This is a genomic window from Pandoraea sp., from assembly GCF_041919235.1.
GTDB lineage: Bacteria > Pseudomonadota > Gammaproteobacteria > Burkholderiales > Burkholderiaceae > Pandoraea.
Window position 1 is genome coordinate 74,226 of the sequence record NZ_JAYRUC010000012.1, and the last position, 13,997, is coordinate 88,222.

General features: G+C 64.2%; 11 protein-coding genes and 1 other RNA gene. 4 read left to right on the top strand and 8 right to left on the bottom strand.

The features are described 5' to 3' along the window. Window positions 1-32: 32 nt before the first annotated feature. The 4 genes from recR to ffs all read right to left on the bottom strand — a co-directional run bounded on the left by recR (window position 33) and on the right by ffs (window position 3,473). Entirely contained in the window at window positions 33-629 is a 597-nt protein-coding gene (recR, locus tag ACE3UG_RS11670; protein ID WP_374623898.1) for a recombination mediator RecR, read from the bottom strand. 34 nt (window positions 630-663) lie between these two features. Continuing rightward, the gene (locus tag ACE3UG_RS11675) at window positions 664-990 is read right to left on the bottom strand and encodes a YbaB/EbfC family nucleoid-associated protein (protein WP_010807314.1); all 327 of its coding nucleotides are present in this window, start codon (window positions 988-990) and stop codon (window positions 664-666) included. 102 nt (window positions 991-1,092) lie between these two features. Beyond that, window positions 1,093-3,042 carry a DNA polymerase III subunit gamma/tau gene (gene dnaX, locus ACE3UG_RS11680; protein WP_374623902.1) on the bottom strand — a complete coding sequence of 650 codons (1,950 nt, stop codon included), beginning with the start codon at window positions 3,040-3,042 and terminating at the stop codon, window positions 1,093-1,095. 332 nt (window positions 3,043-3,374) lie between these two features. Beyond that, window positions 3,375-3,473, bottom strand: an RNA gene (gene ffs, locus ACE3UG_RS11685) — signal recognition particle sRNA small type. A 291-nt stretch (window positions 3,474-3,764) separates the two neighbouring features. Here ffs and trxA point away from each other — a divergent pair. The 3 genes from trxA to ACE3UG_RS11700 all read left to right on the top strand — a co-directional run bounded on the left by trxA (window position 3,765) and on the right by ACE3UG_RS11700 (window position 6,775). Beyond that, window positions 3,765-4,091 carry a thioredoxin TrxA gene (gene trxA, locus ACE3UG_RS11690; RefSeq protein ID WP_374623905.1) on the top strand — a complete coding sequence of 109 codons (327 nt, stop codon included), beginning with the start codon at window positions 3,765-3,767 and terminating at the stop codon, window positions 4,089-4,091. 193 nt (window positions 4,092-4,284) lie between these two features. Further along, the gene (gene rho, locus ACE3UG_RS11695; protein ID WP_374623908.1) at window positions 4,285-5,547 is read left to right on the top strand and encodes a transcription termination factor Rho; all 1,263 of its coding nucleotides are present in this window, start codon (window positions 4,285-4,287) and stop codon (window positions 5,545-5,547) included. A 220-nt stretch (window positions 5,548-5,767) separates the two neighbouring features. Continuing rightward, window positions 5,768-6,775 (top strand): tetratricopeptide repeat protein, encoded by a 1,008-nt coding sequence (locus tag ACE3UG_RS11700; protein WP_374623911.1) that lies wholly within the window; start codon window positions 5,768-5,770, stop codon window positions 6,773-6,775. A 260-nt stretch (window positions 6,776-7,035) separates the two neighbouring features. Here ACE3UG_RS11700 and ACE3UG_RS11705 read toward each other — a convergent pair whose 3' ends face one another. After that, window positions 7,036-8,091, bottom strand: a complete 1,056-nt coding sequence (locus ACE3UG_RS11705; RefSeq protein ID WP_374623914.1) for an extracellular solute-binding protein — start codon at window positions 8,089-8,091, stop codon at window positions 7,036-7,038. Window positions 8,092-9,010: 919 nt separating this feature from the next. On the opposite strand from ACE3UG_RS11705, the gene ACE3UG_RS11710 reads away from it, so the two are divergent. Continuing rightward, window positions 9,011-10,111, top strand: coding sequence for a patatin-like phospholipase family protein (locus ACE3UG_RS11710; RefSeq protein ID WP_374624086.1), 1,101 nt, complete (start codon window positions 9,011-9,013; stop codon window positions 10,109-10,111). A gap of 129 nt (window positions 10,112-10,240) precedes the next feature. Here ACE3UG_RS11710 and ACE3UG_RS11715 read toward each other — a convergent pair whose 3' ends face one another. From ACE3UG_RS11715 to ACE3UG_RS11725, 3 genes are all read right to left on the bottom strand, one after another. After that, complete coding sequence (locus tag ACE3UG_RS11715; RefSeq protein WP_374623917.1) at window positions 10,241-10,978, bottom strand: C40 family peptidase; 738 nt, start codon at window positions 10,976-10,978, stop codon at window positions 10,241-10,243. 318 nt (window positions 10,979-11,296) lie between these two features. Continuing rightward, window positions 11,297-12,895 carry an ABC transporter ATP-binding protein gene (locus ACE3UG_RS11720; RefSeq protein ID WP_374623919.1) on the bottom strand — a complete coding sequence of 533 codons (1,599 nt, stop codon included), beginning with the start codon at window positions 12,893-12,895 and terminating at the stop codon, window positions 11,297-11,299. Continuing rightward, the gene (locus ACE3UG_RS11725) at window positions 12,892-13,947 is read right to left on the bottom strand and encodes an ABC transporter permease (RefSeq protein ID WP_374623922.1); all 1,056 of its coding nucleotides are present in this window, start codon (window positions 13,945-13,947) and stop codon (window positions 12,892-12,894) included. The genes ACE3UG_RS11720 and ACE3UG_RS11725 overlap by 4 nt, the downstream gene beginning before the upstream one ends. Window positions 13,948-13,997 lie beyond the last annotated feature (50 nt).

Below are 13,997 nucleotides of genomic sequence, written 5' to 3' on the forward strand. Positions count from 1 at the left end.
CAAACGCGGAGCGCGTCACAGGCGCGTCATGCTCAGAGCGTATGACGGTCGAGCACGGCACGAGCGATGGTGCCGGCGTCTACATACTCGAGCTCGCCCCCGACGGGCACGCCTCGCGCCAGCCGGCTCACACGCAAACCGCGCGCCTTGAGCATCTGCCCCAGATAGTGCGCGGTGGCTTCGCCTTCGTTGGTGAAGTTGGTGGCGAGCACCACTTCCTTGACCACGCCGTCGGTGGCGCGGTGGATCAACTGCTCGAAGTGAATCTCGCCGGGGCCCACGCCGTCGAGCGGCGAGAGATGCCCCATGAGCACGAAATACAGCCCTTTGAAGGTCATCGTCTGCTCGAGCATGTTCTGATCGGCAGGCGTCTCCACCACGCACAGCAGGCTTGTGTCGCGCTCGGAATCGAGACACGTTTCGCAGATGTCGACTTCGGAAAATGTGTTGCAGCGCGCGCAGTGGCGAATTTGCTCGGACGCATGCACCAGCGCTTCCCCCAGCCGCACGGCGCCCTTACGGTCACGTTGCAGCAGGTGGTAAGCGATGCGTTGCGCGGACTTCGGACCGACGCCCGGCAACGCGCGCAGGGCATCGACAAGTTCCTGCAGACTCGAGAGCTGGGGCATGCGTCGTCTTTCTCTTGAAGCGGGCGAACGATGCTCAGAACGGCATCTTGAAGCCCGGCGGCAACGGCAGACCGGCGGTGAGGCCGCCCATCTTTTCCTGCGCGGTGGCTTCGGCCTTGCGCACTGCGTCGTTGAAAGCGGCCGCCACGAGATCTTCGAGCATGTCCTTGTCGTCTGCCAGCAGGCTCGGATCGATGGTGACGCGACGCACGTCGTTCTTGCACGTCATTACAACCTTCACCAGACCGGCACCCGACTGCCCCTCGACTTCGATCTGGGCAAGCTGCTCCTGCGCCTTCTTCATGTTTTCCTGCATTTGCTGAGCCTGTTTCATCAGACCCGCGATGTTTCCTTTCAGCATCTTGACTCCTAAGTAGATCGTATGAGGTGCGTGCAGCGTGTGAAACGCGTGTTTGGGGAAGTTTATCGAAAACCCGGCACCGAATCGCGACTGCGAACGCGCTTATTGTACCGGGCGAATGCTGCCGGGCAGGATCTGGGCATCGAATTCGTCGATCAGTTCGCGCACCAGCGGATCGCCGGCAATCGCCTGCTCCGCGGCGCGCTGCCGCGCCGCCGAGGCTTCAGCGGCGAGCGACGCGGCCGTCGTGCCCACCGGCCCTAGCTCGACCTGCAATTGCACCTCGGTGCCGAACTGCTCGCTCAGCGTCTGACGCAGCTTGTCGACCGTGGCCGCATCGGCCAATTGACGCAACGGCACCCGCAGATGCAGCGCGCGGCCGGCCACTTCGGTCAGTTCGCTCTGAAACGCCAGTTGTTGAGCGAGGCCGCGTGCCGGGAGTGATGCGGCCAGCGCCGGCCATTCGCCGGTAAAGACCGGCGCAGTACCCTCGGCGTCGCGATAGACGCAGGCGCGCGCCGGGGCTGCCGGGGCCGCCGCCGCAGACGCCGCAGGCTCGGGCTCCGGATCGGCGCCAGCCGGTGTATCTTCCGATGCACGCGACGTGCTGCCGCGACTGGCGCTGGCTCCGCCCGCGCCGGCACGCCCTGCGGTGCCCTTGCGCCCCGCATTGAGCGCGGCGAGCGCCGCTCGGGCAGGCGAAACTGGTGCGCCCGGTGAGCCGTCGGTCGACGCGCTGTTACGGGCCGCCGGCGCGCGACGCCCCTCGGGCTGCGCCGCAGACGCGGCAGACGCGGCAGACGGCGAACTCTTCGGCGTCGGCGTCGACGACGGGGCCACCGCCGACGCCGACGACGACGCACGAACCGGTTCCATCGACGGTGCGCGCAACGACGCAGCCGCGGGCGTCGCAGCACGCGCAGTGGCCGCTTGCGGCGTTGGCGGCTCGGCGAGCGTGCCGCCCGCGAGCAATGGCGTAAACGCCGCCATACGCAGCAATGCCATCGAAAAACCGGTGTATTCGTCAGGAGCCAGGCCGAGTTCGCCGCGCGCACGCGTGGCGATCTGGTAATAGAGCTGGACGGCTTCGGGCGACAACGCTTCGGCCAGACGCCGCACGTCCGCCGCTTCCGGCCACTCGTCGGAAACCGCTTGGGGCGCGTATTGCGCCAATGCGATCTTGTGCAGCAAGCTGCCGAGATCCTGCAATCCTGCCGCGAACGAGAAGCTGCGCTCGGCCATTTCGTCGGCAACGGCCAGCAGATCGATGCGCGATTCGTCCTTGAGCGCATCCAGCAGCCGCACGAGCACGCTCTGATCGATCGCGCCGAGCATGCCGCGCACGGCGGTCTCGGTCAGCGGGCCCGCAGCATAGGCAATGGCCTGATCGGTGAGCGACAACGCGTCGCGCATGCTGCCGCTCGCCGCTTTCGCGAGCAGGCGCAACGCCTGCGGCTCGTTCTCGATCCCTTCCTCGCCGAGAATATTCGTGAGGTGCGACACGATGTGTCCCGCCGGCATCTGCTTGAGATTGAATTGCAGGCAGCGCGAGAGCACGGTGACCGGGATCTTCTGTGGATCGGTCGTCGCCAGAATGAATTTGACGTGCGCGGGCGGCTCTTCCAGCGTCTTGAGCATCGCGTTGAACGCGTGGCCCGTGAGCATATGCACTTCGTCGATCATGTAGACCTTGAAGCGGGCGTCCGCCGGCGCGTAGACCGCCTTTTCGAGCAGCGACGTCATTTCGTCGACGCCGCGATTCGACGCCGCATCCATTTCGACGTAATCGACGAAGCGCCCTTCGTCGATGGCCCGGCAGGCCCGGCACACGCCACATGGCTCGGCGGTAATCCCCGTCTCGCAATTGAGTGCTTTGGCCAGAATGCGCGAGAGCGTTGTCTTGCCGACGCCCCGCGTACCGGTAAACAAGTAGGCGTGATGCAGACGCTGTTGCTCGAGCGCGTGGGTCAATGCACGCACGACATGCTCCTGGCCCACCAGGGTCGAGAAGCCTTTGGGGCGCCATTTGCGCGCGAGTACTTGATAGGTCATGCCAAATTGTAACAGTTCGGCGGTGCGCTCCCGCACCGAAGTCCACACCCGATCGGACGTCTTGCGCCAGCGAAATCCGGCGCGCTATCGGTGCGATAGAAAAAATTGCTGGGCGATTCTACCAAGCCCGTCCGACCCACGCGATACGCGGCGAAACGCGGCGAAACGCGGCGATACGCAGCAAAACGGCGGTCGCGTCCAAAGCGAATGGGCAGCGACAAACGAGGTCAGCGGCACCTTGTGCACCCATAACGGGAACGACGCGAGGCAGGTTCGGACGGCAGTGGAATATGCGCAGAACGCGCGGAGAACATCGAGAATACAAAGAGGTAGGTGACGAGCCTGACCCTCGGCACTGGCAGAAAACGGTTGTGGCTGCTTCGTTCCCGACCTGACCAGATTGGCCGCGCCACCATGCGAGGAGGCCCGTCAGGAATAGATTCTACCAGAGTCGACGCGTCAACAGAAGCCCGCCGTGCAAGTTTGTGGGGCGCCGGTGCGTCGGCGGGCGGGTCGCCGCATGGGGAGGCGGCGCGCGCATGCGTTTGCGATTTCCGCTAAGATGAGCACAAACTGCATTGGCGAACGCTATTGAAGCCCGCAAGTGCAGCCTCCATATGGAGAATGCACGCCCGGGAAAGCTGGGTGACATCTCCGGCGTCGATGAAAGCGCGCTGTTTTCACCGGACGTTTCCGAATAGTCAGACGAGGCAACAATACTCATGAGCGAACATATCAAGCACATCTCCGACGCCACCTTCGAGGCGGATGTTTTGAATTCCGACAAGCCGGTGCTTCTCGACTTCTGGGCGGAGTGGTGCGGTCCGTGCAAGATGATCGCCCCGATCCTGGAAGACGTGGCCAAAGAATATGGCGACAAGGTGCAGGTCGCCAAGATCAACGTGGACGACAATCAGGCCACGCCGGCCAAGTTCGGCATTCGCGGCATCCCGACGCTGATTCTGTTCAAGAACGGCGCCGTCGCTGGCCAGAAGGTCGGCGCACTGGCGAAAGGTCAGCTCACCGCGTTTCTCGACCAGCACCTGTAATCCCACGCCGATAACGGCGGGTGCCGGGGCCTTTGTCGCCACAGTGCGACAGCCCGGCACCGGGCAAGCGGCGCAGAGCTTGCGCCCGACGCTGCTTGCTATATAATCCGGCAACAAGCTTCTCAAAGTTCTTCGAGCGTTCGCTCACTTTTCCCTGATCCTTCACTTGTCGTCCCTTGGACGGCACCTCCGTATGCATTTATCCGAACTAAAGTCCCAGCACGTCTCCGAACTGCTTGAAATGGCGAACGGTCTCGATATCGAGAACGCCAACCGCCTTCGCAAGCAGGAGCTGATGTTCGCCATTCTGAAGAAGCGCGCAAAGACCGGCGAAACGATCTATGGCGACGGTACGCTCGAGGTGCTGCCGGACGGCTTCGGTTTCCTGCGCTCCCCGGAGACGTCGTATCTGGCCAGCACGGACGATATCTATATCAGCCCGTCGCAGATTCGCCGCTTCAACCTGCATACCGGCGACACGATCGAAGGGGAAGTGCGTACGCCAAAGGATGGCGAGCGTTATTTCGCGTTGGTCAAGGTCGACAAGGTCAACGGCCATCCGCCCGAGGCCTCGAAACACAAGATCCTGTTCGAGAACCTCACGCCGCTGCATCCGAACAAGCCGCTGCTGCTCGAGCGCGACATTCGCGGCGAAGAAAACGTCACGGGCCGCATCATCGACATGATCGCCCCGATCGGCAAGGGCCAGCGCGGGCTGCTGGTCGCCTCGCCGAAGTCCGGCAAGACCGTGATGTTGCAGCACATCGCCCACGCGATCACGGCCAACCATCCGGAAGCCAAACTCTTCGTGCTGCTCATCGACGAGCGCCCCGAGGAAGTGACCGAAATGCAGCGCTCGGTGCGCGGCGAAGTGATCGCGTCGACGTTCGACGAACCGGCCACGCGCCACGTGCAAGTCGCCGAAATGGTGATCGAGAAGGCCAAGCGCCTGATCGAAATGAAAGAAGACGTGATCATTCTGCTGGACTCGATCACACGTCTGGCCCGCGCCTACAATACCGTGATTCCGGCATCGGGCAAGGTGCTCACCGGCGGTGTGGATGCCAACGCGCTGCAGCGCCCGAAGCGTTTCTTCGGCGCCGCACGTAACGTCGAGGAAGGCGGCTCGCTTACGATCATCGCCACCGCGCTGATCGAAACCGGCAGCCGCATGGACGACGTGATCTACGAAGAATTCAAGGGCACCGGCAACATGGAAGTGCACCTTGAGCGCCGCCTCGCGGAAAAGCGCGTCTACCCGGCGATCAACCTGAACAAGTCGGGCACACGCCGCGAAGAGCTGCTCATCAAACCGGAAATCCTGCAAAAGATCTGGGTGCTGCGCAAGCTCATCTACGACATGGACGAGGCCGAAGCAATGGAATTCCTGCTGGGCAAGATCAAGCAGACGAAGAACAACGCCGAGTTCTTCGACCTGATGCGCCGCGGCGGCTGATTCCGCCCCCGCGCATCACACGAAAAAGCCGCGACATCCGTGTCGCGGCTTTTTCATTGCGGCGCCCTGCTGCGCCCCTTTCCCCGTGCTTGTCGCCTCGTCGCCGGGCCGTGCTGCCGCGGCGCGGGACTGTCACGATGTCTGTTATATGATGGGGCGGTGCCGAGCGCTGGCCGCCGGCATGCCTTCCCCCAAAGTTGTTCCCGAAGGAGAATTTGCGATGTCCGAGCAAGACGATTTGATGGCGGAAGCCTTTGCCCACCTCGAAGCCGGCGACCCCGAGTCGGCACTGGAGATCGGCAAACGACTCGAGTCGATGCAGTACTCGGGCGCCTACGAGGTGCAGGCCATGGCCTACGCCGACATGGACGAAGTCGAGCAGGCCGTGGCCGTACTCGAAGCCGGAGTGGCCCATGCGCCAGGCGTCTGGCTGTTGTGGCAACTGCTCGGCAACTACCGCTCCGATCTCGGACGCTTCCCCGCCGCCATCGAGGCGTACGAGGCCGCAGGCAACTGCGCGCCGGACGAAGATCTGGTGATCGTCGACTTCAATCATGCGAACGCCCTCGCCCGCCACGGCGACTTCTCGTCTGCGCAAACGCGCCTCGATCGCGTGCTGGAAAGCCCGCACCTGGCCCAGGCCGGCCGCGCCTTCGTGGAGAACGCCATCGCACTGCGCATGCACCTGTTCAACGCACAGGGCGAACCGCAGGCCGCCATCGCCACCTACGAGGCGCTGCACAAACACGAACACGAGCGCGACGACGAAGGCAGCAACGTGTCGATGGCCGATGTGCTTGCCGAGCTATCGCTCGCTCACAAGCAATCGGGCAACAACGACCAGGCGCTCGCGTCGGCACTGGAGGCCGTGCAGCGCTATAAGTGGAGCGACGCCGCCCTGTGGGCACTGCGTGCGGCACGCGATGCCCAATCGGACACGGCGCGCACGATGCATCTGATCGTGGAAGGTCAGTGGTACGAGCCGCTGGAAGACGAAGATCCCGATGGCCCGCCCCCCGAGTTCGTCACCACCTACGATGTGGTAGCCGAGGACGAGGCGGAAGCACTGCGCCTGATCGCAGAATGCGAGCCACCGCAGGTACGCGACTCGCTGCGCGTCGTCGAGACACATCCGGTCGATCACGAAGACGAATCACCCACCCCGTACAAGGGCGTCTACGCCACGGGCGATTACCACATGTATCAGCCCGGCGACGACATCGATTGAGCCTGTAGAGCCGTTTGAGCCGATCCAGCCGATCGGCGGCGGTTGGCGGTTGGCGGTTGGCGGTTGGCGGGCGGCGGGTGGCGGGTGGCGGGGGGGGGGGGGGGGGGTGGCGAGCGGCGATAACGCGATAGTTGCCGTAGGCAACGCGTGAGCCACAGTAAACGCCAAAGGGCACCGGAACCCTCCGGTGCCCTCGCTCAAAGCGCGGCGCCATCGCGACCGATCAGGGGGACTCCGTGCCCCTGCGATCGCACACCGCTTTACTTGTAACCAGCGCGATCAAGAATGCGCTGTGCCTCGGGCAGATGCTTCGCGATGGTGCCAATCGGCACATCTTCCGCCTTGAAGTCGCCGAGCGCCGCGAGCGCCGGGTTGTCGACCTGGGTTGTCGGCACGGCCGGCCACTCGTTGTTGCCGTTTGCGAAGTATCGCTGTGCATCGTCGCTCGCCAGATACTCCAGGAACTTGACGGCATTGGCGCGATTCGGCGCATGCTTCGCAACGCCTGCACCCGCGACGTTCACATGCGTGCCCTTACCCGCCTGATCCGGCCAAATCAAGCCCACCTTAGCCATCAGGGCCTTGTCTTCCGGCTTCTCCGAGCGCGCCATGCGCACGTAGTAGTACGAGTTCGCAAGCGCCACGCTGCACTCCCCCGTCGCCACAGCCTTGATCTGGTCGGTGTCGCCACCGCGCGGCGCGCGTGCGAAGTTCGCCACCATGCCTTCGGCCCACTTCTGCGTTGCCGTCACACCTTCACGTGCAATCAGCGCGCCGACCAGCGAGAGCATGTACGGGTGCGAGCCCGAGCGCGTGCAGACTTGCCCCTTGTGCGACGGATCGGCGAGCGAGGTGTATGTTTGCACCGTCTTCGGGTCGACTTTGTCCTTGTTGTAGACGATGACACGCGCCCGCGTCGAAAAGCCGTACCAGTCCGTGCCCGCTTTCGTGCTCGCCGCGTGCAGCTTGGCCGGAATGCGTACATCGAGCGTTGCCGACCGGGTCGGTTGGAACAGCCCGGCTTCGTCGGCCTTGGCCAGACGAGCGGCGTCGACCATCAGAATGACGTCAGCCGGGCTCTTCGCGCCCTCACCTTTCAGACGTTCGAGCAGCGCGGCGTCGTCTGCTTCGATCCGGTTGATCTTGATGCCAGTCCGTTGGGTGAAGGCACCGAAAAGCTGCTCGTCGGTTTGATAATGCCGCGCCGAATAGAGATTGAGCACGCCGTTGGTGTCCGCGTGCGCGCCGAGGGCCGCAGCCATCGTGGTGCCGAGCACCGCCAGTCGCGCCAGTTTGCCTACTGTGTTCACCGTCATGACCCATTGCCCCGCTGTCGTAGTTTCGTAGAGAGGAACAGGATAAAGAAAATCCATTATTAACGCAAATGATTGCTATTTGCATTAATTTAGATATTCACGATCCACAACGCAGAAGACGGAATCTGCGACGGCGCAACTAAGGGGCCGGGGGGGCCGGGGGGGCCGGGGGGGCCGGGGGGCCGGGGAGCCGGGGAGCCGGGGAGCCGGGAGCCGGGAGCCGGGAGCCGGGAGCCGGGAGCCGGGAGCCGGGAGCCAGGAGCCGGGAGCCGGGAGCCGGGAGCCAGGAGCCGGGAGCCGGGAGCCAGGAGCCGGGAGCCGGGAGCCGGGAGCCGGGAGCCGGGAGCCGGGAGCCGGGAGCCGGGAGCCGGGAGCCGGGAGCCGGGAGCCGGGAGCCGGGAGCCGGGAGCCGGGAGCCGGGAGCCGGGGCGCTACGAAGCTATAGAGCGACTCAGCTCCACCCAACTACCCAACTAACGAGGCACCGAAGCACGAGGCACAACGTCGGCAAGCGGCGACGGCATGCCATTCGAAACGCAACGCACAGGGAAAGCCGGAAAGCACAGCCGCTGTTGCGGCGTTGCGGCGTTGCGGCGTTGCGGCGTTGCGGCGTTGCGGCGTTGCGGCGTTGCGGCGTTGCGGCGTTGCGGCGTTGCGGCGTTGCGGCGTTGCGGCGTTGCGGCGTTGCGGCGTTGCGGCGTTGCGGCCAATAAGACGAGCCTTCGTATCGAAGGTTCCTGGCCGATACGCATACGCCGATGATGCGCTCGAAAAGTGAACCGATTTGTGCCCGCACCGCTCCAACCGCCGTAAAATTGCGCATCGATGCACGCCGATCGCCGCCCATTCCAACGAGCGATGGCGCCGCGAACGTTTGTCCTGCCCTGCCGGAGCTTCCCCCTTGTTGTCGTTGATTCGAATGCTGCGCCGCGCTGTCACACCGACGGCCGACCGCGCCCCCGTCATGCCGCGCGCCGCGCGTCCCCTCACCCCCGCGCCTGGCGCAAAACGTACCAGGCGCGCAGGATCACCCCGCACCGCCTTGAGCGCGCTTGCCGTGGCTGCCGTGCTGGCCGGGTGCGCAAGCGCCCCGCCGATCGACGCGCAGCGCGGCGCGCCGGACACCTCCACCACCACCCCGTCGTCGGCCACACAAGCGCCGTCGGCACCCGCCACCCCGATCGCGCCGCCCAAGGTGGTCCGGCCGCTCAAGATCGGCCTGGCACTCGGCGGCGGCGCGGCCCGTGGCTTCGCCCATGTGGGCGTGATCAAGGCCCTCGAAGCCCGCGGCATTCACCCCGATATCGTGGTCGGCACCAGCGCAGGCAGCGTGGTCGGCGCCCTGTACGCGTCCGGCTTGAACGGCTTCCAGCTCAATCGCCTCGCCTCGACGATGGATGAAGCGTCGATCAGCGACTGGACGATGCCATTGCGCTCACGCGGGGTGCTGCGCGGCGAAGCACTACAGTCGTACATCAACAAGATTCTCAAGGACCGTCCGATCGAGCAGATGCCCCGCCAGTTGGGCATTGTGGCCACCGATTTGCAGAGCGGCGAGCCGATCCTGTTCCGTCGCGGCAATACCGGACAGGCCGTCAGAGCGTCGAGCAGCGTGCCAGGCGTGTTCGAACCCGTGCATATCGGCACGCGCGATTACGTCGACGGCGGGCTGGTCGCGCCGGTACCTGCCGAGTACGCTCGCCAGATGGGCGCCGACTTCGTGATTGCCGTCGACATTTCGGCCAACCCGACCGCGCAGGCAACGCAGGGCCAGTTCGACATCCTCATGCAGACGTTTACGATCATGGGCCAGTCGATCAAGCAGTACGAGTTGGAAAAGAACGCGGACGTCGTGATTCGCCCGTCGCTTGCAAAGATGGGGGCATCGGACTTCCAGGGCCGCAATCGGGCAATTCTGGCGGGCGAAGAGGCCGTTGCGAAGATGTGGCCGCAAATCCAACGCAAGCTGGCCGAAGCCCAGACCGAAGCCACGCGCGGCATGCCTCAAGCCTCGCGCTGAGGCATGACGCCAAGCCCCGCCAACCGCGCGGCCCGGCGCACCCCGCCCCTCCCGAAAAAGAAAATGCCGCCCATTTGGGCGGCATTTCCATTTGCAACGCTATCCGCCAACCCAGCGGACACCGATGCCTCACATCGGATGGTCGTTCTTGAAGAGCTGCTCGACGCGCGTCAGTTCAGCGCTGGCATTGAGCGTTTCGACACGGCGGGCGCCATTGTAACGGGCCGACCAATACGACTCGCGCAGGTCTTCCACGCGGATCTTGCCGCCCGTGGCCGGCGCATGCACGAACTTGTCGCCACCAATATAGATACCGACGTGCGAGAAGCTGCGGCGCATGGTGTTGAAGAACACCAGATCGCCCGGCTTCAGATCGGTCTTGGCAATACGCTCACCCACCCGGCTCATTTCTTCCGCGCGGCGCGGCAGCATGAAGTTGAGCGTGTCCTGGAAGACGTAACGCACGAAGCCGCTGCAATCCAGACCGCTGTCCGGCGTATTGCCGCCGTACTTGTAGCGCACGCCGATGTAGTTCAACGCGCCAAGCACCACGTCCGACGCCTTGTCGGTCACGTTCGAGAGCAGCTTCTGGGCCCGCTGCACCCGCGACTCTTCGACAACCGGCTGCGGCGCATCGGACGCGCCCGCCGTCGCGGCATTCGTCGCGGCGGCAGTCTGGGTGGGGTTGGAGGGGGTGGAGGGGTTGGAGGCGTTGCCGGCCTGAGCGGCGGCGGCAGCGGCTCGTGCGGCGGCGGTCGGACCGTTGTTGTATTCGTCAGCCGTCGCCGATAACGAGGCGGTAACGAGGCCAGCGGCAGTGAACGCGAGAAGGAGAGTCTTGCGGATGCGCGGAGGGATCGTCTGCATTAGTCGCCGGGTTGAGTGTTTCGGATGGGCCGATGAGTCGCTCGTCAATTGCAACAGGATGCTGCCGTGTCGAACACGTTCGAGTCACGCCCGGCGGATTCACCGCCGGACTTGCCGCCGGAAGCGACGATTAACTCGTTGAATATTCAACTTAATTGGTACGCGATAGTAATGTGAACGTCACATGATGTCAAAAGGTAATAGAAAAAAACAATCAACACAATCGGAAAAATTTTAATCCGCAATCACACTTCGGAAAATTAGCCGACGTTCCAAGACGTTCCATGATGTTTTCACCGAAATGCCAAACGCCTGTGCCTACCCCAGGGTCGCCGCGATCAGCTCTCGCGTGTAAGCGTTTTGTGGATCGAGAAATACCGATTCCGTATCTCCCTGCTCCACCAGATGCCCGTCCTTGAAGACCAGTACACGGTGTGCCATTGCCCGCATCACGGCCAAGTCGTGACTGATGAAGAGGTAACTCAAGTTGCGCTTGATCTGCAATTGGGCGAGCAGATGGAGCACCTGCTGCTGGATGGATACGTCGAGCGCACTGGTCGGTTCGTCGAGCACCAGCACCTGCGGGTCGACCACGAGTGCGCGCGCAATCGCAATCCGTTGCCGTTGCCCGCCTGAAAACTCATGCGGATAGCGCGACATCACACGCGCATCGATCCCCACCTCGCGCAAGGCTTCCGCCACGCGAGCTCGCCGCTCGGCTTCCGTCAATTGCGGACGATGCAGCGCAAGCCCCTCGCCGACGATCTCCTCGATCGTCATGCGCGGCGACAGCGAGCCGTAGGGGTCCTGAAACACGATCTGCATGCGTGAGCGCAGCGTGCGCTGCTGTGCCTTGCCGCGATAATCGGAGAGCGGCGCGCCCTGAAACTCGATCTGCCCCGCACTCGCGTGCTGAAGCCCGAGCAATGCCATCGCGAGCGTCGACTTGCCGGAGCCCGACTCGCCTACGACGCCCAATGTCTCCCCCTGCCGCAACGTCAGGTCGACCGGATACACCGCGCGGAACCGCCCCCGCCGGAACCAGCCACGCATACCGGGCTGCGACGTCGCATAGTCGACCGCAACGCCGCGCGCTTCCAGCAACACCGGCGCAATCGGCAAAACGGGGTGAATTTCGCGCTGCGGACGGCTGTCGATGAGCTTTCGCGTGTACGGATGTTGCGGATTCGTGAAAAGCGTCTCGGTGTCGGCACATTCCACGAGCACGCCCTTTTCCATGACCGCGACACGCTGCGCGAAACGCCGCACCAGATTCAGATCGTGCGTGATGAGCAACACTGCCATGCCCCGCTTTTCGGCCTCGTCGCGTTGCAGCGCCAGCAGCAGTTCGATGATCTGCGCACGAATGGTCACGTCGAGGGCCGTGGTCGGCTCGTCGGCCAGCAGCAGCTTGGGGCGGCACGCGAGCGCCATCGCAATCATGGCACGCTGACGTTGTCCGCCCGACAACTCATGCGGAAAATGCGAGACCCGGCGCTCCGGCTCGGGAATGCCCGTGCGGCGCAGCAGCTCGATGGCGCGTGCCTTCGCGTCCTTGGCGCTGAGCCCTTCATGCAACTCAAGCGCCTCGGCAATCTGCTCGCCGATCGAATAGAGCGGGTTGAGCGCGGTCATCGGCTCCTGGAAAATCATGGCGATGTCGTTGCCGCGCATCCCACGCATTTCACGTTCGCTCAAAGAGGCCAGGTCAACGCCGTCGAGCAGGATGCGCCCCTGCACCTGCGCGTCCTGCAACAGGCGCAGAATGGCCAGCGCCGTCACGCTCTTGCCGGAGCCCGACTCCCCCACCAGCGCGACCCGCTCGCCGCGTCCGACGGCGAGCGTCACGTCCCTCACGGCGTCGGTGTCGCCGAAGCGCACCGACAGGTTTTCGATACTCAGGAGCGGCGCGCTCACATGGCCCCCCCGGCCGCCGCCTGCTTGTCCGCGACACGCGTGTCGAGCGCGTTGCGCAAGGCGTCGCCCATGAAGGTGAGCAGCAGCAGCGTGAGCACGAGCACCGTGAACGTGGCGAGCGAGATCCACCATGCGTCGAGGTTCGCCTTGCCTTGATTGAGCAGCTCGCCGAGGCTGGGCGTCGGCGGCGGCACGCCCAGTCCAAGGAAGTCGAGACTCGTGAGCGCGAGAATCGCGCCGCTCATGCGAAACGGCAGGAACGTGATGACAGGCGTCATGCTGTTGGGCAACACGTGACGCCGGATGATCTGCCAGTTCGACAGGCCCATCGCCCGCGCCGCGCGGACGTAATCGAGTTGACGATTGCGCAGAAACTCGGCGCGCACGTAGTCGGACAATCCGATCCAGCCGAACAGCGAGAGCAGCACGAAAAGCAGCCAGAGATGCGGCTCGAAGATCGACGCGAAAATGATGAGCAGATACAACTCGGGCAACGACCCCCAGATCTCGATCAGGCGTTGCAGCGTCAGGTCGATGCGTCCACCGTAGAAGCCTTGTACGGCACCGGCGAGCACGCCGAGCAGCGTGCCCGAGACGGTCAGGGCCAGCGCAAAGATCACCGACAGCCGGAACCCGTACAGCAGCCGCGCGAAGACATCGCGACCACGATCGTCGGTGCCCAGCCAGTTCTCGGACGACGGCGGCGCAGGATTGGGCGCCGTCGAAAAATAGTTGATGGTGTCGTAGCTGTAGTGCACCGGCGGATAGATTGCGAAGTTGTCGCCGGCACGGATGCGGTCTTCGATGAACGGATCGAGGTAATCGGTCGGTGTCGGAAAATCGCCGCCGAAGGTCGACTCCGGGTATGTCTTCACGAGCGGGAAATACCAGTGCCCCTCGTAGCGAACGACCCACGGCCTGTCGTTGGCAATCACCTCGGCGAAGAGGCTGATGCCGAACAGCACGAGGAACGCGACGAGACTCCAATAACCCAGTCGCTGGCCGCGAAAGCGCCGCCAGACCCGTGTGCGCGGCGAACGCGAAGGCGACATGGGCGACATGGGCGACGCTGGCGACATGGGCGACGGCGGGCGTGGCGATG

Excerpts from the sequence above, each read along its gene's own strand:
- recR (WP_374623898.1), bottom strand. The coding sequence starts at position 629 with ATGCCCCAGCTCTCGAGTCTGCAGGAACTTGTCGATGCCCTGCGCGCG.
- ACE3UG_RS11675 (WP_010807314.1), bottom strand. The coding sequence starts at position 990 with ATGCTGAAAGGAAACATCGCGGGTCTGATGAAACAGGCTCAGCAAATG.
- dnaX (WP_374623902.1), bottom strand. The coding sequence starts at position 3,042 with ATGACCTATCAAGTACTCGCGCGCAAATGGCGCCCCAAAGGCTTCTCG.
- trxA (WP_374623905.1), top strand. The coding sequence starts at position 3,765 with ATGAGCGAACATATCAAGCACATCTCCGACGCCACCTTCGAGGCGGAT.
- rho (WP_374623908.1), top strand. The coding sequence starts at position 4,285 with ATGCATTTATCCGAACTAAAGTCCCAGCACGTCTCCGAACTGCTTGAA.
- ACE3UG_RS11700 (WP_374623911.1), top strand. The coding sequence starts at position 5,768 with ATGTCCGAGCAAGACGATTTGATGGCGGAAGCCTTTGCCCACCTCGAA.
- ACE3UG_RS11705 (WP_374623914.1), bottom strand. The coding sequence starts at position 8,091 with ATGACGGTGAACACAGTAGGCAAACTGGCGCGACTGGCGGTGCTCGGC.
- ACE3UG_RS11710 (WP_374624086.1), top strand. The coding sequence starts at position 9,011 with ATGCTGCGCCGCGCTGTCACACCGACGGCCGACCGCGCCCCCGTCATG.
- ACE3UG_RS11715 (WP_374623917.1), bottom strand. The coding sequence starts at position 10,978 with ATGCAGACGATCCCTCCGCGCATCCGCAAGACTCTCCTTCTCGCGTTC.
- ACE3UG_RS11725 (WP_374623922.1), bottom strand. The coding sequence starts at position 13,947 with ATGTCGCCTTCGCGTTCGCCGCGCACACGGGTCTGGCGGCGCTTTCGC.